Annotated in this window: 15 protein-coding genes and 1 CRISPR repeat array (1 of these 16 cut by a window edge); of the genes, 7 read left to right on the top strand and 8 right to left on the bottom strand. The window is 70.2% G+C overall.

Features of this window, described 5'->3' with window-relative positions; translation table 11 throughout:
- Positions 1-1,120: direct repeats of the CRISPR family, unit length 29 nt; unit sequence CTGCTCCCCGCGCCTGCGGGGTTGGTCCC; it reaches 252 nt to the left of the window's first position.
- A 420-nt stretch (positions 1,121-1,540) separates the two neighbouring features.
- The 4 genes from ACSMTC_RS31055 to ACSMTC_RS31040 form a co-directional block, all read right to left on the bottom strand.
- Positions 1,541-2,437 (bottom strand): geranyl diphosphate 2-C-methyltransferase, encoded by an 897-nt coding sequence (locus ACSMTC_RS31055; protein ID WP_436563055.1) that lies wholly within the window; start codon positions 2,435-2,437, stop codon positions 1,541-1,543.
- Positions 2,438-2,454: 17 nt separating this feature from the next.
- Entirely contained in the window at positions 2,455-3,825 is a 1,371-nt protein-coding gene (locus ACSMTC_RS31050) for a family 2 encapsulin nanocompartment cargo protein terpene cyclase (protein ID WP_436563054.1), read from the bottom strand.
- Positions 3,826-3,925: 100 nt separating this feature from the next.
- Positions 3,926-5,338: a family 2B encapsulin nanocompartment shell protein gene (locus ACSMTC_RS31045; RefSeq protein WP_436563053.1), complete on the bottom strand. Its 1,413-nt coding sequence runs from the start codon at positions 5,336-5,338 to the stop codon at positions 3,926-3,928.
- 779 nt (positions 5,339-6,117) lie between these two features.
- Positions 6,118-7,494: a serine hydrolase domain-containing protein gene (locus ACSMTC_RS31040; RefSeq protein WP_436563052.1), complete on the bottom strand. Its 1,377-nt coding sequence runs from the start codon at positions 7,492-7,494 to the stop codon at positions 6,118-6,120.
- Positions 7,495-7,599: 105 nt separating this feature from the next.
- On the opposite strand from ACSMTC_RS31040, the gene ACSMTC_RS31035 reads away from it, so the two are divergent.
- From ACSMTC_RS31035 to ACSMTC_RS31015, 5 genes are all read left to right on the top strand, one after another.
- On the top strand, positions 7,600-8,295 hold the full coding sequence (locus ACSMTC_RS31035; protein WP_436563051.1) for a TetR/AcrR family transcriptional regulator: 696 nt from the start codon (positions 7,600-7,602) through the stop codon (positions 8,293-8,295).
- Between the two features lie 175 nt (positions 8,296-8,470).
- Positions 8,471-8,908, top strand: a complete 438-nt coding sequence (locus ACSMTC_RS31030; protein ID WP_436563050.1) for a hypothetical protein — start codon at positions 8,471-8,473, stop codon at positions 8,906-8,908.
- Complete coding sequence (locus ACSMTC_RS31025; RefSeq protein WP_436563049.1) at positions 8,908-9,543, top strand: hypothetical protein; 636 nt, start codon at positions 8,908-8,910, stop codon at positions 9,541-9,543. Before ACSMTC_RS31030 ends, ACSMTC_RS31025 begins: the two co-directional genes overlap by 1 nt.
- Positions 9,543-11,726 carry a putative T7SS-secreted protein gene (locus ACSMTC_RS31020; protein ID WP_436563048.1) on the top strand — a complete coding sequence of 728 codons (2,184 nt, stop codon included), beginning with the start codon at positions 9,543-9,545 and terminating at the stop codon, positions 11,724-11,726. The genes ACSMTC_RS31025 and ACSMTC_RS31020 overlap by 1 nt, the downstream gene beginning before the upstream one ends.
- A gap of 19 nt (positions 11,727-11,745) precedes the next feature.
- Positions 11,746-14,475, top strand: coding sequence for a hypothetical protein (locus ACSMTC_RS31015; protein WP_436563047.1), 2,730 nt, complete (start codon positions 11,746-11,748; stop codon positions 14,473-14,475).
- Between the two features lie 93 nt (positions 14,476-14,568).
- Here the strand turns inward: ACSMTC_RS31015 and ACSMTC_RS31010 are convergent, their stop codons facing one another.
- Positions 14,569-15,675, bottom strand: a complete 1,107-nt coding sequence (locus ACSMTC_RS31010; protein ID WP_436563046.1) for an ADP-ribosylglycohydrolase family protein — start codon at positions 15,673-15,675, stop codon at positions 14,569-14,571.
- Between the two features lie 145 nt (positions 15,676-15,820).
- Between ACSMTC_RS31010 and ACSMTC_RS31005 the strand changes: the two genes are divergently transcribed.
- Positions 15,821-16,684 carry an LLM class flavin-dependent oxidoreductase gene (locus ACSMTC_RS31005; protein ID WP_436563045.1) on the top strand — a complete coding sequence of 288 codons (864 nt, stop codon included), beginning with the start codon at positions 15,821-15,823 and terminating at the stop codon, positions 16,682-16,684.
- A 100-nt stretch (positions 16,685-16,784) separates the two neighbouring features.
- The gene (locus ACSMTC_RS31000; protein ID WP_436563044.1) at positions 16,785-18,869 is read left to right on the top strand and encodes a hypothetical protein; all 2,085 of its coding nucleotides are present in this window, start codon (positions 16,785-16,787) and stop codon (positions 18,867-18,869) included.
- A 51-nt stretch (positions 18,870-18,920) separates the two neighbouring features.
- On the opposite strand, the gene ACSMTC_RS30995 is transcribed toward ACSMTC_RS31000, so the two are convergent.
- The 3 genes from ACSMTC_RS30995 to ACSMTC_RS30985 all read right to left on the bottom strand — a co-directional run bounded on the left by ACSMTC_RS30995 (position 18,921) and on the right by ACSMTC_RS30985 (position 22,506).
- Positions 18,921-20,567: a hypothetical protein gene (locus tag ACSMTC_RS30995; protein ID WP_436563043.1), complete on the bottom strand. Its 1,647-nt coding sequence runs from the start codon at positions 20,565-20,567 to the stop codon at positions 18,921-18,923.
- 303 nt (positions 20,568-20,870) lie between these two features.
- Positions 20,871-21,911 (bottom strand): hypothetical protein, encoded by a 1,041-nt coding sequence (locus ACSMTC_RS30990; protein ID WP_436563042.1) that lies wholly within the window; start codon positions 21,909-21,911, stop codon positions 20,871-20,873.
- Positions 21,912-22,056: 145 nt separating this feature from the next.
- Positions 22,057-22,506 carry an ATP-binding protein gene (locus ACSMTC_RS30985; RefSeq protein WP_436563041.1) on the bottom strand — a complete coding sequence of 150 codons (450 nt, stop codon included), beginning with the start codon at positions 22,504-22,506 and terminating at the stop codon, positions 22,057-22,059.
- Between the last annotated feature and the right edge of the window lie 94 nt (positions 22,507-22,600).

Below are 22,600 nucleotides of genomic sequence, written 5' to 3'. Positions count from 1 at the left end.
CGCGCCTGCGGGGTTGGTCCCGCCTCGGCGCGCTGGGCGATCTCCCGCGCCTGCTGCTCCCCGCGCCTGCGGGGTTGGTCCCCCGGACTACCGCCCCGGACCCGATCCGGCCGACTGCTCCCCGCGCCTGCGGGGTTGGTCCCCCGGACTACCGCCCCGGACCCGATCCGGCCGACTGCTCCCCGCGCCTGCGGGGTTGGTCCCAGCACCCGATCATTACCGGCGAGAACCTCCAGCTGCTCCCCGCGCCTGCGGGGTTGGTCCCGCGGCAGTGCGCTCGGCCCGCAGCCGGGCCCGCTGCTCCCCGCGCCTGCGGGGTTGGTCCCTGGTCGCCCACCTGCCCTTCGCGGTCGCCATCCTGCTCCCCGCGCCTGCGGGGTTGGTCCCGCATCCGCACGGGGCGTCTGGCCGCGGGCAAGCTGCTCCCCGCGCCTGCGGGGTTGGTCCCGCCTCGGCGCGCTGGGCGATCTCCCGCGCCTGCTGCTCCCCGCGCCTGCGGGGTTGGTCCCCCGGACTACCGCCCCGGACCCGATCCGGCCGACTGCTCCCCGCGCCTGCGGGGTTGGTCCCAGCACCCGATCATTACCGGCGAGAACCTCCAGCTGCTCCCCGCGCCTGCGGGGTTGGTCCCGCGGCAGTGCGCTCGGCCCGCAGCCGGGCCCGCTGCTCCCCGCGCCTGCGGGGTTGGTCCCTCCGGGTCTACGTCGAGCAGGCGGTGGCCATCCTGCTCCCCACGCCTGCGGGGTTGGTCCCAGCTCGGCGTCGGCCGGGGCGATGTGCCAGCTCTGCTCCCGGCACCTGCGGGGTTGATCCCTGCGCAGGTTGGTACGGGTGTTGGTCGTGGCAGCTGTTCCCCGTGCCTACGGGGTTGGTCCGGAGAGGCTGCGAGGGGCGATCCTCGCAAGCAACTGCTCACCGTGCCTACGGGGTTGGTCCCTACGGCCGGATGATGACGGCTGCCTCCAGCATCCGCTCCCCGCGCCTGCGGGGTTGGTCCCTGCGGCAGGTGGACCGGGTGATGGCCGCGGCCCCGCTCCCCGCGCCTGCGGGGTTGGTCCCGCCGCAAATGGTTCCCCGACCGAGAGACGGTCCTGCTCCCCGCGCCTGCGGGGTTGGTCCCGGCGAACGCCGTCACCGCTCCGCCGCACAGGTCAGAGGCCTATAGCGCTGGCGTCCGAGGCGAGAGTTCAAGTCCCCCTCGGACACCAAAGAAGGACCCCAGTTGATCTGGGGTCCTTCTGCTTTCCTGGCACGGTTCAGCCGTCACGTGACCAACCGCGTGACCAACGGAGCCGGAGACTCCCGGTCAGACCAAGGCGGACAGGCCCGGTCGCCCCGCTCCGGAGGCCGCCGGTCGCCGCGCCCCGTCCTTCCGCCGGCGCCCGTAGCGGGCCATCGTGCAGCCCGGCGAGTGGTGCCGGACGTCCGCCAGGAGAAGCAGCAGTACTGGTCGCAGCCGTCAACGAGTGGCTGCGACCAGTACTTCCGCAACGGATCTCAGGGCAGCGGGTGGCAAAACGGCCCCCGGCCGAACGACCGCTCAGATGCGGTCGGCTGCGATCAGGAGGTACTGGAAGGAGCCGTCCTTGTAGGAATTGATGAACGCTTCCTCAATTCCTGTGACCAGGGACGATGTGGCCCGCAGCTCCCAGTAGGGCAGGGTCGCATGGGTGAGGTCGATGACGGCCTGCGGTACGAGACGGTTGTCGGCCATGGCGCGCAGGTACTCCCGCCGGGAGTGGATGTTGCACTCGAAGTGCGCGTTGATCTGGGAGACCCACTTCGAGGGCTGGCCGTAACGCGGGTTCCAGCAGCCGGTGATGGTCACGTAGCGGCCGCCGAACGCGAGGATGCGGGCGTGCTCGGCGAAGAGGTCGTGCAGGTCGACGTACATGGTCGACTCGTTGTTCCACGAGGCCGTGGCCTTCCCGGTCTCGAAAGGCGTATCGAGCATGTTGCAGACGTGGGCGTGGACCTGGTCCTCGATGCCGAGTTCGCGGGCACGCTGGTTCGCGAAGTCGGCCTGCTTGGCCGACAGGGTGACGCCCTCGACCTTGCACCCGAAGCGCTGGTGGGCCATGACCATCGAGCCGCCGCGTCCGCAGCCGGCGTCCACAAGCGTGTCGCCGCGCTTGACGGGGCCGAGGTTGTCCAGGAGGAATTCGGCCTGCGCCGACTCCAGACGGTGCAGCTCGGCGATCAACTTCTTCTCGTACGCGCTGTCTTCGGCATCGCCGAGAGCGCTGTGATCGACCTCGCCGATGCCGTAGTGATGGTGGTAGAGGCCGTCGACATCACCGAGACGCAGGTTCACGGGCCTGGCCTCGTGGTCCCAGTAGCGGGCGATGTCCTTCTGGTAGTCACTCACCGGGGTGGGGATGAACGCGGAGGTGCCGGTGGAAGGGGCGACCATGGTGGTGGGCTCGGTGCTGGTCACAGATAAGTCCGTTCTTCTTACCAGAAATCGGGCAGGCTGTAGCGATAGGTGTTGGTCTGGTGCCAGTAGTGGTTGCCGTCGACCCACACCGCCACGCCCCGCAGAAAGCGCTGCACGCTCGGGAGGGGGCAGGTGGCGGCCAGGGCTGCGGCTTCGGTCTCGAAGTCGTGCATGAGGTCGTTGTGGACCTCGACTGCCTTCAGGTAGGCCTCGCGGTCGGAGACGCCCTCACGTTCGGCGATCACCACGGGAAGGTTCAAGTGCCGCTCTTGGCCACCGAGTTCCTTGGTGTACGAGTACAGGTCGTTCACGATGGTGGTGGCGTTCCCGGCGAGCGCGAGGACCCGCTGCATGGCGGGCTGAGCGTGCAGGTCCGCCGGCAGTTCGTAGCCGCCGACGGTGTCGGTGATGGTCGGGCAGGGACGGAAGTTGTTGAACTGACGCATCGCCAGATACGCCCACACCTCGGGCACGTGATCCGTCTGGGCCCAGGCGGCTTCGGCGAGGTAACCCATGTGCAGGCGCGCCATGTCGTGCCGGAACCGGTCGGCCTGGGAAGGGCTGGCCTTCTGGAGGAAGTACTCCATGGCGGAGCGGTAGGCACGTCGAGGCGCATCGGAGAGGAGCGACTCCGCCCATGGCGGCTGGTACTCCTCCGTCGTGTGCAGGGGGTCGAGGGCGGTGTGCGCCAGCAGAAGGCGTCCGCCGAGGCCGATGGGCGAGCCTCCGTGGTCCTCACAGTAGTAGTCGTCCACCGCGTTCTCGGCGACCATCAGGCGCGTGGCCAGCATCAGGTGGTCGACGGTGGGAGCGTCCGGATGGCAGGCGACCATGTAGCGCCCGACGGAGAAGCCGTCGAACTGGTCCTCCCACTCATCGGGGTACAGGTCGACCTCGTCCAGCGCCCAGGCTTTGATCCTCTGGCTGACCTCCTCCACCCGTACGGGGTCGGGCTCCGGCACCGGGTGGTAGTAGAGACCGGGGATCGGGTTGCCCTCCGCCGGAGCCGCCGGCGGTCCCAGCGGCGCCGACGGCTCCTCCCGCCGGGCCAGGTACAGGCTCGCCGTGCCCAGGCCACTTGGGCCACGCAGGATCCGTTCCAGAGCCACGCTCGATGTCCGTGCCTCGGTGATCGGGACGTCGGCGGCGGTCGGTACGTCGGCAGCGGTCGGTACGTCGACGGAGGGCGGGATGTCGGCTGAGAGCGGGATGTCAGCGGAGAGCGGGACATCGGCGGAGAGCGGGGCGGGCACGGACGGTGCGGGAGGCCCGTTGGTGGCGTCCCCCGCGTTGCGGGCGCGGGCGGTCGCACCGGTGAGGGGGTGCGCCCCGGTGTGGGGAACAGCGGATGGGTTCAACTGCAGAGGAAAGGGCTCGGGGTTGGGCATCCATGGATCCTTGGGGGGGTGGGCGGCTGTCTCGGCCCCGGGCGCGCCCGGCCGGCCCGGAAGGCTCGGGCTGCCGTGGCTGCCGGGTCGGGCAGGTCTGCTAGTCGCGCCTGTGGGCGACCTGTACGTTCTCCAACACGCCGAGCGCGTCCGGCACGAGGATGGCTGCGGAGAAGTAGGTGGTGACGAGGTAGGAGATGACCGCCTTCTCGTCGATGCCCATGAAGCGCACCGACAGACCTGGCTCGTACTCCTCCGGCAGACCGGTCTGGCGCAGACCGATGACGCCCTGGTCGTCCTCTCCGGTGCGCATGACCAGGATTGAGCTGGTGTTCCCCTTGGTGACGGGGATCTTGTTGCACGGCAGGATCGGGACTCCGCGCCAGGCCGGCACCTGCTGCCCGCCGAGGTCGACATGGGTTGGGTAGAGCCCGCGGGAGTTGAACTCGCGCCCGATCGCCGCGATCGCCCTGGGATGGGCGACGAAGAACTTGGAGCCGCGGCGGCGGCTGAGCAGCTCGTCGAGGTCGTCCGGGGTGGGCGGACCGGAGTGGGCCTGGATGCGCTCCTTGAAGTCGGCGTTGTGCAGCAGACCGAACTCCCGGTTGTTGACCAGCTCGTACTCCTGGCGCTCGCGCAGCGCCTCGATGGTGAGCCTGAGCTGCTCCTCGGTCTGGTTCATCGGCCCGTTGTAGAGGTCGGTGACCCTCGTGTGGACCCGCAGAATGGTCTGTGCGACGGAGAGTTCGTACTCGCGCGGCTTCAGCTCGTAGTCGACGAACGTGCCCGGCAGCTCGGGCTCACCGGTGTGGCCCGCCGACAGTGCGATCTCGGCCTCACCGTGACGGTTCTGTCGCTGGAGGGGCAGCGAACTGAACTGCCGGATGTGGGCCTGGAGGCTCGGCGCCGTAGACATCACGGCGGCGAAGTCGGCGCGGGACAGCGTGAGCAGGGTGCCGGCGGTTATGGCGGTGGCGGTGTAGTCCCACCGGGCGTCCGCGTCCAGCAGGGCGTTCTCACCGAACCGGTCGCCGTCGGCGAGTACCGCGACCGCGACCTTGTCGCCGTACTTGCCGGCGGCGGTCTGGCTGATCCGGCCATGGGCGATCAGGTGGATCTGCTCAGCGGGTGCACCACGCTCGACCAGCGTCTCACCGGCTCGGAAGTCGCGCTGGACGCACCGGCGGGCGATCGCCGTCAGCACTTCCATGTCCTCGAAGCCGCGCAGCAGGGCCAACTCGCCGAGCTCGCGCGGGATGACCCGGACGTCGGCGCCCTCCTGGATGAACTCGATGTGCCCGTCGCCGACGGTGTAGCTCAGCCGACGGTTCACCCGGTAGGTGCCGCCCTTGGTCTCCACCCAGGGGAGCATCCGCAGCAGCCAGCGAGAGGTGATCTCCCGCATCTGCGGGGCGGACTTCGTCGTAGTGGCGAGGTTGCGGGCACCCGCCGTACTCAGACTGGACCGCTCGGGCGACTCCGGCTGTGCTTGCGGATTGATATCAACGGTCATCGGACGGGCCCTCTTCGTAAGTGAGATGGCTGGCGCGGCGCGTGACCCGGGAAGAGCTAAAGGGGAGAAACATCCGGATAACCCGCCCAGATCCCGGGCAACAGTAACGGCCGGTTCGCCCAAGCGACTTGGGAAGCCGATGACATTAACTCCATGCGGTGATCTTGCCCCGCCGAAGGTTTGCGCGAGCGAGTGATGATCCTTCACCCGGGACGTCGGACGCCGGAAAAATCGAACCTTTGTTGCTGGTGTGGACAGAAGTCCTATTGATGGTGGAGAAGAACTGCCTTCCGGAGCACAGGGCGGAGGCATCCTCTGCGAGGCCACCGACATCTCGCCGGGGAGGCGCACCGGTGAACCGCTTCAAGTTCGCCTGCGCCCACCAACGCCGCCACGGCGTCAAGCGGTTGTGTCAGGTGTCGCACGTCGCCAGGCGTTGAACGACGCCAGGCGTTGCCGCTACCGACGTCTGCCGCACACGATCGAGGGGCGGCCCCATGAGGACCACCCCTGATCGGGCATCAGCCCACTGCACCCACCACACAGCCTCTGGGCGGGCAAGACCTCGAAGTCCTGCTGGACACTAAGGCCTCGGATCCGTCTCCCGTGCAGTACGCCACCAACGGCCCGACCACCCTCGAACGCGGTGGCATGACCGTCTCTCGGTGGCGACTACAGGAGTGAGCGTTCAGCCGATGAGCGTTCAGCCGATCGAAAGAGGAGGGCGCACCGACGTCGCACCCCCGGAGATCAGGCGGCATGGTCGATACCGGTTTGGCTCAGGACGTTCGCGTGACCTGCTTGAAGAGCCGGCCGGCGAGGTCCACGCCGATGACCGCGCCGTTGGCGTCGCGGGAGAAGTAGCCGCGCTGTCCCTTGAGGCCGCCTTCGGTGAGGATGTACTCGTCGCCCTCGCCGGGGAGGAAGCCGATGGCCGCGGCCGGGTAGTCCGGGGGCATTTCCTCGTTCGACGCCTCGCGGATCTCCGGCTTGATCCCGACTGCCAGGGTGAGGCGGGTGCCGTCGGTGGCGATATCGAGGTTCATGGCGTCGATCTCGTAGCGGCCGGCGACCTGTTGGGCCTTCCTCTCGTCGTACGGGAGCGGTTCCGGCGTCTTCTCGACGACGTCGAGGTAGTGCTCGAGCGCCCACCGTACGACGGACTGGTTGAAGGGGTAGCCGTCCGGGCCGACGTTGGCGAGGGAGACCACCGCGAAGTTGCGCTCGGGCACGATGAGCAGCTCGGCGAACTGACCGTTGCCCGAGCCGCCGTGGCCGATCCCGTGGAGACCGTCCAGGTCGTGCAGGAACCAGCAGATGCCGAAGCCGTCGCCGAGCGTACTGGCGCGCAGCTCGACCGTCTGTTCCCGCATGCGGTGCAGCTGAGCGGCGGGCAGTACGCCATCGCCGTCGCCGAGTTGGAACCGCGCCCAGCGCAGCAGGTCGCTCACCGAGGAGGCGAGGCCGCCGCCGGGGTTGTCGGCGCGCGCGCCCTCCCTGAACGCTCCCCAGGGCCGGGCGGCTCGCAGTTCGCCGCCCTCGCCCCGGTTGTAGCCGACGGCGAACTTGCGGACCATCACCTCCGCCAGTCCGTACACGGTGTCCGACAGGCCCACCGGCTCCAGCACGAGCGAGGTCATGGCCTGCTCGAAAGGCAGACCCGTGACCTTCTCGACGACCCGCCCGGCCAGGTTGTAGCCGGCCTGGCTGTACGAGGCGCGGGCCCCGGGCGGTGCGATCAACGGCAGTTGGGGAAGCTTCGCCACGAGTCCGGCCAGGGACCGGTCGCCTTCGCCGTCGTCGATCAGGTTCCAGTCCAGGCCCGCGGTGTGGTTGAGCAGGTTCAGGACGGTGATCTGCGCTGCGGCCTGTTCGTCGGCCAGCTTCAGCTCGGGTACGTAGCGCCGCACCGGTGCGGTCAGATCCACCTTCCCCTCGGCGACCAGGCGCATCAGCGCCGTCGCCGTGAAGGTCTTGGACACCGACGCCAGCGGGAAGAGCGTCTTCTCGTCGACCGGCAGCGGGTTGTCGAGGCTGGTCACACCGTGCGAGGCGGATATCTCCTGGCCGTCCAGGAGCACCCCGACAGCTGCACCTGGAACGCCCAGCTCCGTGGCCTGCGCCTTGATGAATTCCGACAACCGGTCCTGCGACATGACTCCCCCTCAGAGCACTTGAACTAAGTACGGGGGGAAGCGTAGGCAGCCACTCGAACAAAGTGCAAGACGTGTCACGAACTAAGTTCAAGTAGGGTGGTGGTCATGCCGCGAGACACACTGACCGCAGACCGGATCGTCCGTGCAGCCATCGAGCTGCTCGACGACGAGGGGCTGGACGGCCTCAACATGCGGAGCCTGGCGAAACGGCTCAGCTCGGCCGCCACGGCCGTCTACTGGCACATCAAGACCAAGGACGACCTGGTCCGGCTCGCCGGCGACGCGATCTGGCACGAGGTCGAGCTGCCCGATCTCGACGCCTGCGACTGGCGCACGGCGGCCACCGCCCATGCCAACGGCATGTACGCGATGCTCACCCGGCACCCCTGGCTCGGCCAGGCATTCGGCAGCCACCTTCTGCACGGTCCCGGCCAGGCCCGGTACAACGACCTCAGCCTGGCCATCTACGAGAAGGCGGGCTTCGCCGCCGGCGACGCGGACCGGGCGGCCGCCACCGTGTTCACCTTCGTGCTCGGCAACGCGCTCGGCCCTGCCGCACAGGTCTCACTGAACCGTCGGCTGAACAAGAACGGCGCGGACGCCGAGCAAATGATGGCCGATGCCATGACACGCGCGACCGAGACCGCGATGCAATTCCCGCGCCTGCGCGAACGCCTCGGCACCACGGCCGCCACGGAATACGCCGCAGCGCCCGACAACACCTTCGCGTTCGGCCTTCAGTCCCTCCTCGACGGCTTCGAGGTCCGCCTCGCCGCTAAAAGCGCCAACCGGCGCGGGTGACTCACGCCCGGACACCACCCGCCCCGAACAACTCCCGACACCTTGCCGGCCGCCGAGCCCCTCGGGCTTGAGGGCCTCGTCAAGCTACTCCTGTACGCCGCCGCCGGCCGCACCGAGCACTGACCATGCGTTCGATAGAGTGATGCACTGTTGACCATGAGTGAGGGGGGACTTGGTGGCCAACTCCGGGCTGGCGCATCAACTCCGGATGTTGCATGCGCAGATGGGGGATCCGTGGCTGCTGGTCGGAGAGTTCCGGTCGAGTGTGGTTCTGGTGCCGAGGACTTCGGCTGGTCTGGTGTGGACCGGCGACGAGGGCGGGCTGCGGTGGATCTACGCGTTCAGTGGTGAGGCGGAGTTGACGGCTTTCGCGCGGGCCAGGAGTTTCGACGGGACGCGGCTGGACTATCTGTCGGTGTACGGTTCGCGGCTGCTGGATGTGGCGGTGCCGGCCCTGGGCGTGCCGGGCGGGGTGGCGCTGGACGTGGCGGGCGGGCAGCCGATGCTGTTCCCGCCGGTGCGCGGGATCGTGCCGGATTCGGTCGCGCTGGACGTCAGCCCCGCGCCCGCCTCGGCAGCGGGTACCGGCGCGCTGAACGGGGGCAGGCGCTGATGGCCGGGGGATACCAGGTGGACCCGGAGGCGTTGAAGCTGACGGCAGCCGGGATCAACGATGCCATCGCTGAGTTGAAGTCCATCGGCATGGCCGAGGGCGCCGAGGTCGGGCGTGGTTTCACCGAGCTCGAACTGACGGGAATGCAACTCGGCAACCAGGACGTGAAGAAGGCCTTCGACGAGTTCTGCGAGCGCTGGTCCTGGGGCGTCCGGGCGCTGGTACAGGCCGGCAATGAGATCGCCGACAAACTGCACCTGTCCGCCGGGATCTACCACGACCAGGAGCAGTACGTGTCGGGGGTGGCGAAGGACGTCGCGAACGCCGCGCTGGGCGATCCCAACCTGACGCGGGAGCAGGTGGAGGGCCGGTCCTGGGGGAAGACGCTCTCGGACAACCCCTACACCCAGGTGCGGGACGCGGACTACTCGGCGAAGTCCTTCCAGGACCAGGCGGTTCACTCCGCGGCCACCTGGAAGAACGAAGAGGCCGACCTGCTGTCCAACACGAACGTCGAGGCCCTGGCGATGATGGACGGCAACCTGGACGAGCTGGCGGCCAAGCGGGCCAAGGCCGAGGCGATGGCCAAGCAGCTCAACCAGATGTCCTCCCAGGCGAACGGCGGGGGCGGCTGATGAGCGTCCTCGGCTCGGTCAAGCGCGGATTCGGCGAGTTCGTCGACGCCAACGCGCACCTCGCGGGCAAGGGCCTGGACCTGGTCGGCCTGCACGACGCGGCGCACACGGTCGACGACTGGGGCGATCACGTCGCCGACGACCTCGGCGCAGCGATCGGTGAACGGAACCTCGGGGAGAGCGAGGACCCGAAGGAACTGCTGCACGGTGACGCCGACGCGATCGGGGAGAGCGCGCAGCACCTGCAGAAGTTCGCCCAGGCCTTCGAGGAGACCGGTGCGGGGATGACCCGGCTGGATTCCGAGCACTGGCAGGGTGAGGCTGCGGAGGCGTTCCGGAAGAAGTTCTCCCCGCAGGCCAAAGCGTGGATGACCACCGGTGACGCGTGCGCGGCCGCGGGCAGGGCGCTGCAGGTGTACCAGGGCACGGTCAGCTGGGCGCAGGAGCAGGCGCAGCAGGCCATCGACACCTACAACGCCGCCAGGAAGGCGTCGGAGGAAGCCCGGAACGCGTACAACCGGCAGGTCGGGGAGTACAACAGCGCTCTCGATGACTGCCGTCGGGCGGCGGCGGCCGGGCAGAACGTCGCCGCGCCGACCGCTCCCGGTGAGTTCCACGACCCCGGTGAGGCCGGTCTCAAGCAGGCTCAGGAGATGCTGCGGGCCGCGCGCGGGCAGCGGGACAGCGCGGCCCGGACGGCTGCGGACGCGCTGGCGGCTGCGACCGGTCATGCGCCGAAGGAGCCGGGTCTGCTGTCCCGGCTCGGTATGGACTTCGCCGACCTGAACGTGGAGGCCGTGGTCGGTGTGGTCCATTTCGAGGGCGGTGTCGTCAAGGGCGCGACCGACCTGGTGAAGTTCGTGCGCGGTGTGAACCCGATGGACCCCTACAACCTCACTCACCCCGCGCTGTATCTCGATCATCTGAACACGGTTGCCGCCGGGTTGGTGCACACCGCCAACCATCCGACCGAGCTGGTCTCGGCCGTCGTGGGCTCCGGTTGGGGCAAGGACCCGGCCGAGGCCGGTGGCACGGCCATCTTCAACCTGCTGTCGGGTCTGGCCACCGGCGGTGGCAGCGAGGCCGGTGTCGCGGGCGCGCGGGTGGCCATGGACGCGGCGGCCGCCGCCGGCGAACGCGGCGGCATCAAGGCCGCGGAAACCGCGGCGCAGAACGCGGCCGAGAACGCCGCGCAGAAGGCCGCCGCCGACGCAGCCGAACGGGCCGCCGGGGCCGCGTTCAACCGCCCGAGCGCGCCCCACTTCGACGTCAGCGCCTTCCCCGAACACGTCCGACCCCCCGAACCCGGCGCCGTCCGCCCAACCACCCCCGAACCGGTCCAGACCCACGCACCTGAGCCCGCCCCCGCCCCGACCCACGAACCCGCCCCGACCCACACTCCTGAACCCGATCCCGCACCGGCACACGAGCACGCGGTGGAGCCTGCTCCCGAGCACACGCCCGCGCCCGAACACACCCCTGCCCACGAACCGGCTCCCGCCCATGAGCCCGCTGCTGAGCACACGCCCGCGCCGGAGCGCGAGCTACCGGACTGGTTCCGGGACAGGGAAGACCCCGAAGTCGCGCAAAAGCGGGCTTTGGCCGAGGAGGAGATGAGCGCCGCCAAGGCGGAGATCTCCAAGGGCACCCGCAGAATGATGGACGACTACGACGTCATGGACTTCGGAAAGTCGTGGAATGAAGATGTCAGCAGGCTTCCCCAGTCGCAGAAGGACGCGATCGCGGCCTACACGGAGGGCAGCGGCAAGTTCAACGGGCCTCTCCGCGGCCAGGAGGACCTCACAAGTGACATGGCGCACCGCATCGCCGAACTCGACAGGGCTATGACGGCCCATCCTGTTCCGGAGGACGTCGTGGTCAGCCGGGGCGTCGATCTCGGTTATCTGGACCTACCCCCGGACAAGATGCCGGGAAAGACCTTCACCGAACCGGGCTTCATGTCCACCTCACCCGGGTGGGATGTCCCAGCCGCGTTCCGGGGCCAATCGGCGATGCTGCACCTCAAGGTCCCCGCGGGGATACCCGGGCTCTGGGTGGAGGGCGCGGGGCAGTTCGGCTCTACCGAGCGAGAGCTGTTGCTCGGCCGAGGGCAGCAGTGGCGGGTCGATAAAGTGATCAAGTCCGCGGACGGCAAACTCCATGTCTACGGTGAGGTCCTGTGATGACTACGAGGGAAGATCGGTGAAGCCCAGCAGCTGGACCAGCGAACGTCTCTACGAGGACCTGGCGTTCGTGGTGGTCGATGAGGGGCCGCCGCGCTACGCGGACAGCACGGACCAGGCCGTCGAGTTCTACACGGTGGCCAACGAACACGGCCGGGTTACCGGCTACCTCTGGACCTGTGACGCTGACGACGCCGCCGACTTCGAACGGCGACTGGCGGACGGTGACCTGAACTCCGCCATCTTCTGGTCCGCAAAGCTGCTCGAGGCCAAGTCCCAAGGGCTTCCCCCGACGCAAGCCGTCCAGCAGCTTGCTGCGGACCCGGGACATCCGTTCTACGGGCACATCGTCATTGAGTCCAAAGCCGTCGCGAGCAGCCTCACCGAATTGAAAAGCCTTGCCGCCAAGGGCTGGACGCCACCGAAGGAGCCGGTGCCGCCGATCGGGTACCGTCCCGACCCGCCGATCACCAACGAGCAGCTCAAGCAGGCTGAGGCCGGGGCTGGTTGGCTGTACAAGGTGGACGAGGGCCACGACTCGGCGGGGCGGGTCCCCCCGCAAGCGGTGGAGGGGGCCTGGCAGGTCGACTCCCGGGGCGTGCTGCTGCGTTTCTGGCACAACCCGGTGTACGGCTCCACCCCCGAAGCAGCCGTTACGTCAGGCGAAGCCAGTGCGGTACCGCCACTGCGGGCAGGCCGCCGAGCGGCCGGCCAAGCGCTGCTGGACTGGCTGGAGGACCCGAGGGCACCCAGGTTCTGCCGCATCGCGGGCTCCTCCGGCAGTGGCCGCACCCACCTGCTCACCTGGCTTGCCACAGCCTGCCCGATAGACAACCCCAGGACCGGACGGCGCGTCCATGCGACGCTCTCCGCCACGGGGTTGACGGTCCGCAGCGCAACCTGGCTGCTGGCCGACCGGCTCGGCGTGGCCGGCGGCACTCCCGCCGATCTGACGGAGGCGCTGCAGGACGGCGTACCCCGGGTCCTGGTGGTCACCGACCTCGACCGGGCCGGCAGCGACCTGCTGCCCGACATGCCCGAACGGATCGCCACCGAACTTCTCACCCCGCTGCTCCAAGTCCCGTGGCTGCGGGTGCTGGTGGAGTCCGCCTCCGGCGCACCCGCCGCAACGGCACTGACCGCCGCCGCGTCCGGCGAAGCCGTACTCGACCTGGACGACCCCCGCTGGACCGACAAGGACCGCTTCACCGCCTGGTGCGCCAAGGCGGCTGGTGCCGGGGTGGTCGCTGACCAGGTCTACCCGAGCCCCGGTCTGGCCCACCTCGCCGCCCGCACCCCCACCGGAGCGACTCTGAGCCCGGCAGCCTCGCCCGCCGACCGGGCGTCGCAACTGGCCTCAGCCTGGTGGGCGGCACTGCCGGACGAACTGCGCCCTGCCATCCACTCGCTCGCCGCCTCCGGACGGCCGCTCACCGGCGAGGAATGGCTCATGCTGCCCGTGGACAGCCGGGGAGTCGTCCGCAAGGCGGGCGGGTACGTCCCACCGTCGGCCGAACGCCGACTCTGCCGGCTGGAACCCGAACAGCTCGCGCAGGTTGCGGCCGGGGCTCCGCCCTTCGACCACACTGCGCTGGTACGGGAGATCAGCGCCGGTCTCCGGCAGTCCAATGGCAGCTGGGCCGACCTGACGAAGGTCGCACCGGGCTGGCTCGGACTGCTGCTGCGCCATGCCCTGTACGCGGGTGCCGCAGACCAGTTCCTGTCGGACCCCGAGTTCCTGGTCCACGCCGATCCGATCGAGGTCACCGCCGCATTCGAGCACGCCCAGGCGACCGGCGGCACGCAAAGCGAGCTCGCCAAGGCATGGCATCTCGCCGGGCCGGTGGTGATCGGCACCTCCGAGCCGACTGTGAAGGCCGCTGCCCTGCACGCCTGGCTGGCAGGCCGGGACCAGCAGGCCGCCGACTGGTGTGCCGCGAAGTCGGGCCAGGGGTGGCGGGCGCTGTGGTCGTACCGGGAAGACGGGGACCGGGTGCAACGGCTGGCCCTGGGCGCAGGCCCCTTCGCCGGGCTCCTCGCCTTGGCCCTCAGCCGCGTTGTCGGGTTCATCGAGCTTGAGACCGGCCAGCACTCCCTCAAGACCGGCCCGTTCCGGCCCCGCGACCGACTCGTCGCCGGCCTGGCCTGCGGCGAGGACGGCGGAGTGTTCGTACTGGACCGCAAGGGCGTCGTCACCGCCGTGCCCCTCGGCGGCGATCCCGGTAAGCCCTCCCGCGCGGCCGAGGGGCTCCCCGAGTACATCGACGACGGAGTCTCCGCCATCGCCACCCTCAGTGGTGACGGTGGCCCGATCCAGGCAGTCGGGGACGGCGGCGGCAAAGTGACGTACGTCCGCCTCGGCGGAGAGGCGTTCCTGTCCCCGGACCAGCCGCTGCACAACGGCCCGGTCACCAGCCTCGACCTGGCCCGGGTGGACGGTGGCGTCCTCGTGGTGAGCGGCGGTGCGGACGGCAAGATATGGACCTGGATGCACGGGCGCCCGCCGATGCCGGACCCGGTCGACGCCCGCGACCACCTGGTCACGGCCGTGGCCGTCGCCAGCACGCCCAAGGGCCTGCTGATCGCATCCGCCTGGGCCGACGGCCTGATCCGCCTCCGCCGCTGGGGCACTGCCGCCACGATGGTTGACCTTCGCCTCGGTCTGCCCGCTGGCGATCTCGCGATCGATCCGACCGGCCTGGTCTGCCTCGGTCTTCCCGAGGGCGTTCTGGGCCTGACCCTCGACTGATCACCGACCACGTCCCCGGCGGTCCGACGGCTTCCGCGTGGACCGCCGGGGTGAGGCGACGACGTCCCGTTTCCCGACGCGGCGTCAGTAGTCCTACGGTCGCTGTCCGCCCGGGCAGACGGTGGCGGTGAACTCGTCCGCGAGCATGGCGATCTGGGCCCGCCCCTCGATCTGGGCCAGCCAGTGCTGGGGCAGCAGGGCGTCGCCGTGCTGGGCGCCGAGGAGGTTGCCGCAGATCGCGCCGGTGGAGTCGCTGTCGCCGGAGTGGTTGACCGCCAGCAGCAGCGCGGACTCGATCGGGGTGCGGTCCTTCCAGTGGTCGGTGCGGGCCAGCGCCGCGTAGACGGCGATGGCCAGGGCCTCCTCCGCGATCCAGCCGCCGCCGAGGCTCTCCACCTTCTGCGGAGTCGCGGGGCCGGCTGCCGCGAGGCCAACAGCCTTGCGCAGGGCGGCGGTTGTCTCCTCGTGCCCCGGGTAGCGGGCCAGCAGCTCCATGCCGAGGCGGACCGCGCCCGCCAGGGACTCGCCGGTCATCAGGTGGCTGATCATGGCAGCGAAGGCGCCGGAGGCGTAGTAGCTGGTCGGGTGACCGTGGGTGATCCGGGCGCAACGTGCCGCGAGTTCGAAGGCGTACTGGGGGCTCGCGTCGGTGAAGCCGAACGGCGCGGAGCGCATCACCGAGCCGCACCCCTTCGCGTCCGGGTTGACCGGGCCGGGGGTGCCGTCGACCGCGCCGAGCGGGTCGGGGACGTGGTTCTTCGGGACGCCGAACTCGCAGGCGCGGCCGGGGGCGCGCCGCGCGTACAGCCAGGGCTCCTTGCGCAACCATCCGGTGCGGTGCGGAGCGCTGAGCTCGGGTGGCGGCGCGTCGTGCTGCTGGGTGTCCAGCCAGCGCAGGTAGGCCTCCTGCACCAGGGCGGTCTCCACCCTGCCGCCGTCCGCCATGATGCGGGCGTAGCCGCGCAGCCAGCCCTCGGCCGTGAACAGGGTCATCTGGGTGTCGTCGGTGATCGTCCCGACCATGCCGTGACGATCCGGGACCAGCCCGGTGATGCCCTCCTCCCCGTACTGGGCCTCGACCGTGACCATCGACTTCATCTCGATCGGGTTGCCCAGCGCGTCCCCGATCGCTCCGCCGAGCAGGCAGCCACGGACCCGCGCCCGGTAGACGGCCAGCTCCTCCCCCTGCAGATACCTCATTCGCACCCCTCTTCGGCCCGATGACCGCCACGCATGCTAGCCGCCTCGGCGTGCGGTCGGGCGGCCGCGACCGGGGCGGGGGTTGCCGCCGACCATGTCCTGATATCCGATTGCCGCGCCTCGCCGTGCGGAGGAGCATGCAGGGATGCGCTTCTCCATCAACATCCCGAACTTCGGTGACTTCGCCGATCCCAGGACGGTGGCGACGGTCGCCCAAGCAGCGGAACAGGCAGGCTGGGACGGGCTGTTCGTCTGGGACCACGTTGTGCACGGACGGTACCAGCAGCGGCCGTACGGGGACCCTTGGATGCTGCTGACGGCCGCGGCGCTGGCGACCTCGCGGATCAGGCTGGGCACGCTGGTCACCCCCGTCGCCCGGCGGCGTCCGCAGCAACTCGCCCGCCAAGTGGCCACCTTGGACAATCTCAGCGGCGGCAGGGTCATCTTCGGGGCGGGTCTGGGCGGTCCGATCGAGGACGAGTACGGCCGCTTCGGCGACACGACCGACCCCCTCGTACTCGCCCAACGCCTCGACGAGGGGCTGGACTTGCTGCAGCGCTTCTGGACGGGCGAGCCCGTGGACCACGACGGGCGGCACTACCGGGTACGGGACGTGACCTTGCTGCCCGCCACCGTGCAACGCCCTCGACCCCCGGTCTGGATCGCCGGATTCTGGCCGAACCGCCCGCCGATGCGCCGCGCCGCCCGCTGGGACGGTGCGGTCCCCTTGTTCACTTCCGCCAGGCACGGCCACATCCCGCCCGTCGACGAGGTCCGCGACCTGGTCGCCTACCTCCACCAGCAGCGCGGCGACAGGAAGGACAGTCCCTTCGAGATCGTCCTCGGTGGAACGACCGCCGGCAAGGGTGCGAAGGCGCTCGACTCGATCGGGCCGCTGCTGGACGCCGGAGCCACCTGGTGGGACGAACGGCAGATCCTGGACAGCGGTGAACTCGACCGGCTCGCACCGGTCCTGCGCCGCATCGAGCAGGGGCCGCCGGTCCTCTGACAACAAGGACGTGATCGTTTCATGACACGGCGTCATCGCTCGCCCCGCACCGGTAGGCTGACGAAGTCAACCCACCGTCCCCCGCGAGGCACCGAGTCCCATGCGTATGTTCTTCGAGCCGGATGACGAGAACGGCTTCACGGTCTGCTGTGAGCAGTTGGTCAGCCGCCTTGTGGCCTGGTGCGAGGAACGCGGTGAGGCGTGCGACCCGGTGGTGGCGGAGTCGGCGTTGGACTACCGACACCGCGGTACGGTCGACGGCCGGCTGGGGCGGTGGCAGGCGCGGCATGTGGTGGAGTTCCTGCTCGACTGGCTGCCGCGCACGCTCACCCAACTGCCCGGTGAGCCGCCGGCCGACGGCCCGGGAGGGCTCCTGGCCCTCCTGCGGTTCCTGCGAGCGATGGGGCTGGACGATCCTCTGGGTGAACCGCCGCTCGAGCTGGAACGTGCGATCGACGCGGTGGCGCCTAGGTTCGCGGAGGCGATGGCCGACCGCACCCGCTGGGGGCTGGCGAAGTTCTGGACGACCGTCGCCGCCGAGCAGGGCGTCGACGTCTTCGACCAGCGTGCGCTGGAGCGGTTCACCGAGCGCGCCCGGCACGGCCGGGTTCCCTACGACGAGGCGGCGCTGGCGGCGATCGTCCAGCGCCACCGCCTCACCGGCCCGCCCGGGGTCGAACGTGCCGAGCCCCAGCTGCCCGTAACGCTGCCGGGAGAGGACGAACTGCGCGCCGCCGCGGCGGCCGTCCCCCTCGTCGGGCAACTGGCCGGTCTCGCGGAGTGGGCCGGAAAGGACGGCCGGGAACTGGCGAAGGCCGGGCGGCTCACACTCGCCGACGCCCGGGAACTCGTCACCGCCCTGGGCACCGGCGACCGTCACGATTCACCCCGCACCAGCGCCGATCTGCCGCACCTGCACCTGGTCTTCCAGTGGGCGAAGAGGGCCCGCGTGGTCCGGTCGGCCAAGGGCCGCGTGTACGCGGTGGCCACGGCCAAACCGCTGCTCAAGGACCCGCTCGCGCTGTGGCAGCGAGCCTTCGAGACGCTCTTCGAACTGCGCAAGGCACTGATCGGCCGGGACCGGTACCACGCGGCGTCGATGATGTTCACGGCGTACGAGGACCTCCTGCCCGATGTCCTCAACACCCTCTACAGCCTTCCGTACCCGATGCCCTGGCCCGGGCTGCGCGAGTCGACCCACCTGGCCTACCGTGCCCACTACCGCTCCTGGGGCCAGGAGCCGGAACTGGAGCGCACGTGGCTGCAGGAGGCGGACGACGACTTTCGCCATGTCCTCGACGTCCTGGAGCAGTTCGGCGTCCTCACCCGCGAGCGGGGCATGGCCCATCCGGCCTTCCTCGACCTTCCGCCCACGCCGCCCACCCCGGCCCTGCCTTCGGGGACGCCCGTGGAACCGGCGACCCTCCCGGGCGCTCCGGCCCCCGACCTCGACGCTCCCCGACGCGCCGAGGACCTGCGCCGGGAGCTCACCGCCGGCCCGGTCGAGCTGATCCGCCTCACCGACCTCGGCACCCATGCCGTGCGGCTGCGGCTGCTCGCCGAAGGCCGCGACGCACCCCTGATCGGCGAACTCGCCCACGCTCCGGCCGCCGGGCTCCTGGGGGTACTCGCCGAGCACTACGATCCCGAATCCGCCCGCGCCGAGCTCACCATCTGGACCGCCACGCACGGCGGCGCCGAACCCGCGCTGAGCGAACTCCTCCAGGCCGTACGGGACACGCCGTGGCGCACCCGGGCCGAGGCCATGCTCGACACCCTCGCCACCGCCCTTCCGGACGTCGAAGGCGAGAAGCTCCTGCGTTCTCTCCGCAGCGACCGGCACCTCGCCCCGACCGCCCTGAGCATCCTCACCCGCCTCGAGGTCCTCGACCCCGACGACCTCACCGAGCCCGAGTCGCTGCTGATGGTCGCCGAGGGCCTGCTGCAGCTCCTGGAGATCGGCGGCCGGGACGCCACCGTGGACTCGCTGCTCTCCCAAGGCCGCAGCCAGGCCCGGGAGATCATCGCCGCCGCGCTGGCCTCCGGACACCCCGACCGGGCCGGGCTCGCGACGCTCCACTCCCTTGCCGACGGTCCGCTGCGCGAACGCTCCGCACAGCTCGGACGCATCAACGGCGCCCGGCGCGGAGGCACCACCCGCCGCAGCCGAAAGCGGCGCCGCTGACCTGGTTCGTCCCCACCGGCGCAGCAGGCCACCGGTGGGCCGATGCACCTCTCAGGTGAGGGTGTTGGTCAGGTGGGGCCCTATGTAACCGACGTACAGCAGACCCGTGTTCGAGCCGTCGTCGTAGAAGTGGAGGCGCGGAGCCACCGTGTTGCCGCCGCCGATCCGGAGATGGGCCTGCATGTACACCTTCTCGTCGGGGTGGACCTCGGGCGGTACGGGAAAGGTGCGCTCCTCCTTCCAGCGCCTGCGGTTGCCCACCGCGTCGGACTCCACCATCTTCACCTTGCCCACGGGGAACGGGTGGACGTCGGCCGACGATGACGAACACCAGGCGCGGAAGTCGCAGTGCGCCGTCCCTTCGGCGGAGGCGGCCGCGAAGTGCTCCAGGGCGAGCAGACCGTCCCAGGCCATCTCGACCCAGTTGTCCACCGGGTGGTCGTCGAGGGAGAGCGTGACCTTCCGGCTTCCGGTGAAGCGGATGTGCGCCAGATCGGGAATGCGGTCCAGGAGCTCCGCGAAGCTCCTCGGGCGGGCGATGGCGGTGGACCCCTGCTCGGCATAGGCCAGATCGCGCGCGCCTGCCTTCTCCAACTGGACCTGCAGAGCACGCACCCGGCGGCGTGCCTTCTGGAGCTCCTCGTAGAGTTCGTCGTACTCGCCGCTCAACTCGTAGGTGCGGAACTCCAGTTCCTGCCGCTCACGGCGCAGTTCGCCGATTTCCTCGACGCGGGCCGCCTCGGTCTGCTCGGCGTCCGAGAGGATCGCGTACAGCGTCTCGTTCTCCGACTTCAGCCGCTCCAGCTCCGACCCCTGCGTCAGCGGACGGGGACGGGTGCGCTGTACGGGCAGCGTGCTGAGGGGCTGGGGCAGCGGCACGAGTCGGGCGTGCCGCTGCGGGAGTGCGGCCAGGATCGCGGCCGCGCGGCGGGGATCGGCCTCCAGGGTGGAGCGTGACATCACGGGGTGGCGCTGGGCGTCCTGCTTCCAGGCGAGATCGATCCCCGGGAGATAGGTGCGGACACCGCCGCCGTAGACCGGGTGGAACTCGAGCGCCTGGTTGAACTCGGGCTGCGCTTCGGCGGTCAGCACGTAGAGCACCGCGAGTCCGGCGAGATACGCGAACGCCTTCTCCACGACGGAGTCGGTCCACCGGTCGGCGTCCTTGCGGTACGGCACGCTGGCGACCACGATCGGCAACCGCCGGTCAGGGTCGCACAGTTCCTCTATGACCTCGTCCACGTCCCCGGGTGTGATGAGCAGCGGCAGAGGGGTGACGTCGGCCAGTCCGTCACGGGCCCGCAGCGCCTCCAGGAGGGGCCTGGCGATCCTGGGCGTGTTGACCCGGGAAGGCTGCTCGTCGGGCCCGGACGGAAGGTGTTCGACGTCGAGTTGCACCCAGGTGAGGCGCTGGTCGTCCTGGTGGTCGTCACGGACGGTCAGGGTGGACTGCCACGTGCCGATCCGGCTGGACGGCGTCTCGCGCATCCTCCAGCGCGTGTAGGCGCCGCGCCGGCCGGAGTAGGAGTCGCGGTCGAGTGTGACGTTCGGGGCAATCTCGTTACGGCCGTCCAGGAGAGCCGACGCGTCGTAGCGCTTGCCGGTGAGCCACGCGGCGAGCTGCTGCTCGGCAACGGCGGCGGCCGTCACGAAGTCCTGTTCGGTCGAGACGACCATCCGATAGCTGGTGGATTCCACTGCGGCTTCTCCCGGAAGGATGAGCGGAAGGATGAGCGGCAGGCCGGACCGGGCCGCCCCTGAACACGGGGCGGGATCAACCGGTCAGCCTGCTTGGCTGCGAAGTCAGGAAGGTGGATCGGCGCGGCGGGGCTGCCCTGCCCCGGGCACCGCAACGAGTGCTTCCGGCGACGGCTGAACACCTCAGGTGCCGACGCCCGTCACCGATCCGGAGATACGGACGGCAGCGTAGTGCCCGACGTGGCGACAGATCGCCTGTACCGATTGGTAGTTAAGGAAACACACAGTCGACGCGCGTCACACTCAGCCAACGCCCACGAGCGCGGTCGCCCGGGCACTGCGCATCAGCTCGCGGGCGCGGGCCGCGCCTTGGCGCGTGCGTGCCACGGCGGCGGGGTCCGGATCGGGAGACCGGTTGAGCCCGGCGCAGGGACGGCAGACTCCGGGGGCCGGTGTCGGGACCCGGCAGTGGGCGCACTCATGGCCGAGGCGCGGCGGCGGGGCCAGGACGGGGGCGGCGGGCATCTTGACCTCCAGGCGCTTGCGCAGGAACGCCGCCGGGGCATGGACCCGGTCGGGCAGGCCGTCGAGCAGCGCTTCCTGGAGGCGGTGCGGGCCGGCGTCCCGGGCGAGCCACTCGCAGACCAGCGGTGCCAGCTCCAACGCTTCGGCCAGGCCGAGCCGAAGGCGCCGGTCGCGCGCACCGAGTCCGCAGAGCAGACGCGCCGCCTCGGCGGCGGCCGGCTCGGTGGCGGCCGGCTCGGTGGCGGCCGGCTCGGTGGCGGCCGGCTCGGGAGCGGACGGATCGGGGGCGGACGGGTCGGGAACGGTCGGATCGGGAGCGGACGGATCGGGAGCGGCCAGCCGGGTCGGTTCGGGTACCGGAGGCGGCTGGGCGGGGAGGGAGGTGTTCTCCTCGTTGTTCTCCCCCTTGGGGGAAGTGCCGACAACCCGACTGACCTGTTCACCGACCGTCGGGTTCCCGGAACTCGGCGCCGTGGCGGCTGCCGCCTCCGCTGCGGCCCAGGCGGCGGCGACCTCCTCCGGATCGGTGAGCGGGACGCTGGTCACCATCACCTTGGTGACCCAGGTGCCCTTGGTCGGATGCTGGAACCGGCGGATGTGGAGGAATCCCTCGTCGATCAGCTGGCCGCGCGCTCTGGAGACGGCCTCCCGCCCCTCGGGCATCCGGCGACCGATGCTCAGGATGGTGTCCTTGCTGTTGAAAGGCAGGGACAGCGCCCACAGGAGGAGGGTCTTCGCCACCCCTTTCAGACGCGGGTGGCGGATGATGTCGTGGGAAGCCCGGAGATAGCGCGCGGGCGCGATAAAGTGGACGAGCATGAGGAGGTTCTGCTCCCGTGCCGGACCCCGGGGTGTTGGTAGCACCGCCGGGGTCGATTCGTTTCCGTAGCCGCACCGTAGCACGCCGTGACTGGCCGTCATCCGTGGTTTGCGCCGGAACGGACGAGGCGTCAGGCTGGTCCGATCACCTTGCGCCGAGGTCGAGTTCGGCCCAGACGGTCTTGACCGGGCTGACGGTGAGGTCCACGCCCCAGCGGTCGGCGAGCGCGGCCACGATCAGTAGACCACGACCCGACTCCGCGTCCTCTCCGGTGAGAACGCCGAAGTCACCGGGTTCCGGGAGCAGTTCCGGGCGAGGGTCGGTGACGGCGATGTGGAGCGTGACACCCGGATCGAGCGAGAGCGTGAGCCGGAAGCTCCGACCGGGCAGACGACCGTGCACGGCGGCGTTGGAGGCGAGTTCGGCGACGATCTGCTCGGCCGTCTCGTACGGCTCACCCCAGTCGGTGAGTTGCTGCACCGCGAACCGGCGCGCGAGGCGCGCGCCCCGGCGCGTACCGGAGAGCAGCACCGTGAAGTGGCGCGCGGCGGCGGCAACGGCGGGGCCTGGAAGGTGTGTTGTTTCGGCGTTCACGTCACCCAGCGTGTGCGGTCGGCCGTACGCTGACCAGCAAGGCTCGCGGTACGGCGGGCATGCGTACCGGCACGGAAGGTGCCCTGTACGGTTC

The organism is Kitasatospora sp. HPM-01-4 (assembly GCF_051374625.1).
Taxonomy (GTDB): domain Bacteria; phylum Actinomycetota; class Actinomycetes; order Streptomycetales; family Streptomycetaceae; genus Kitasatospora.
This window is presented reverse-complemented; position numbering and strand designations above follow the sequence as displayed.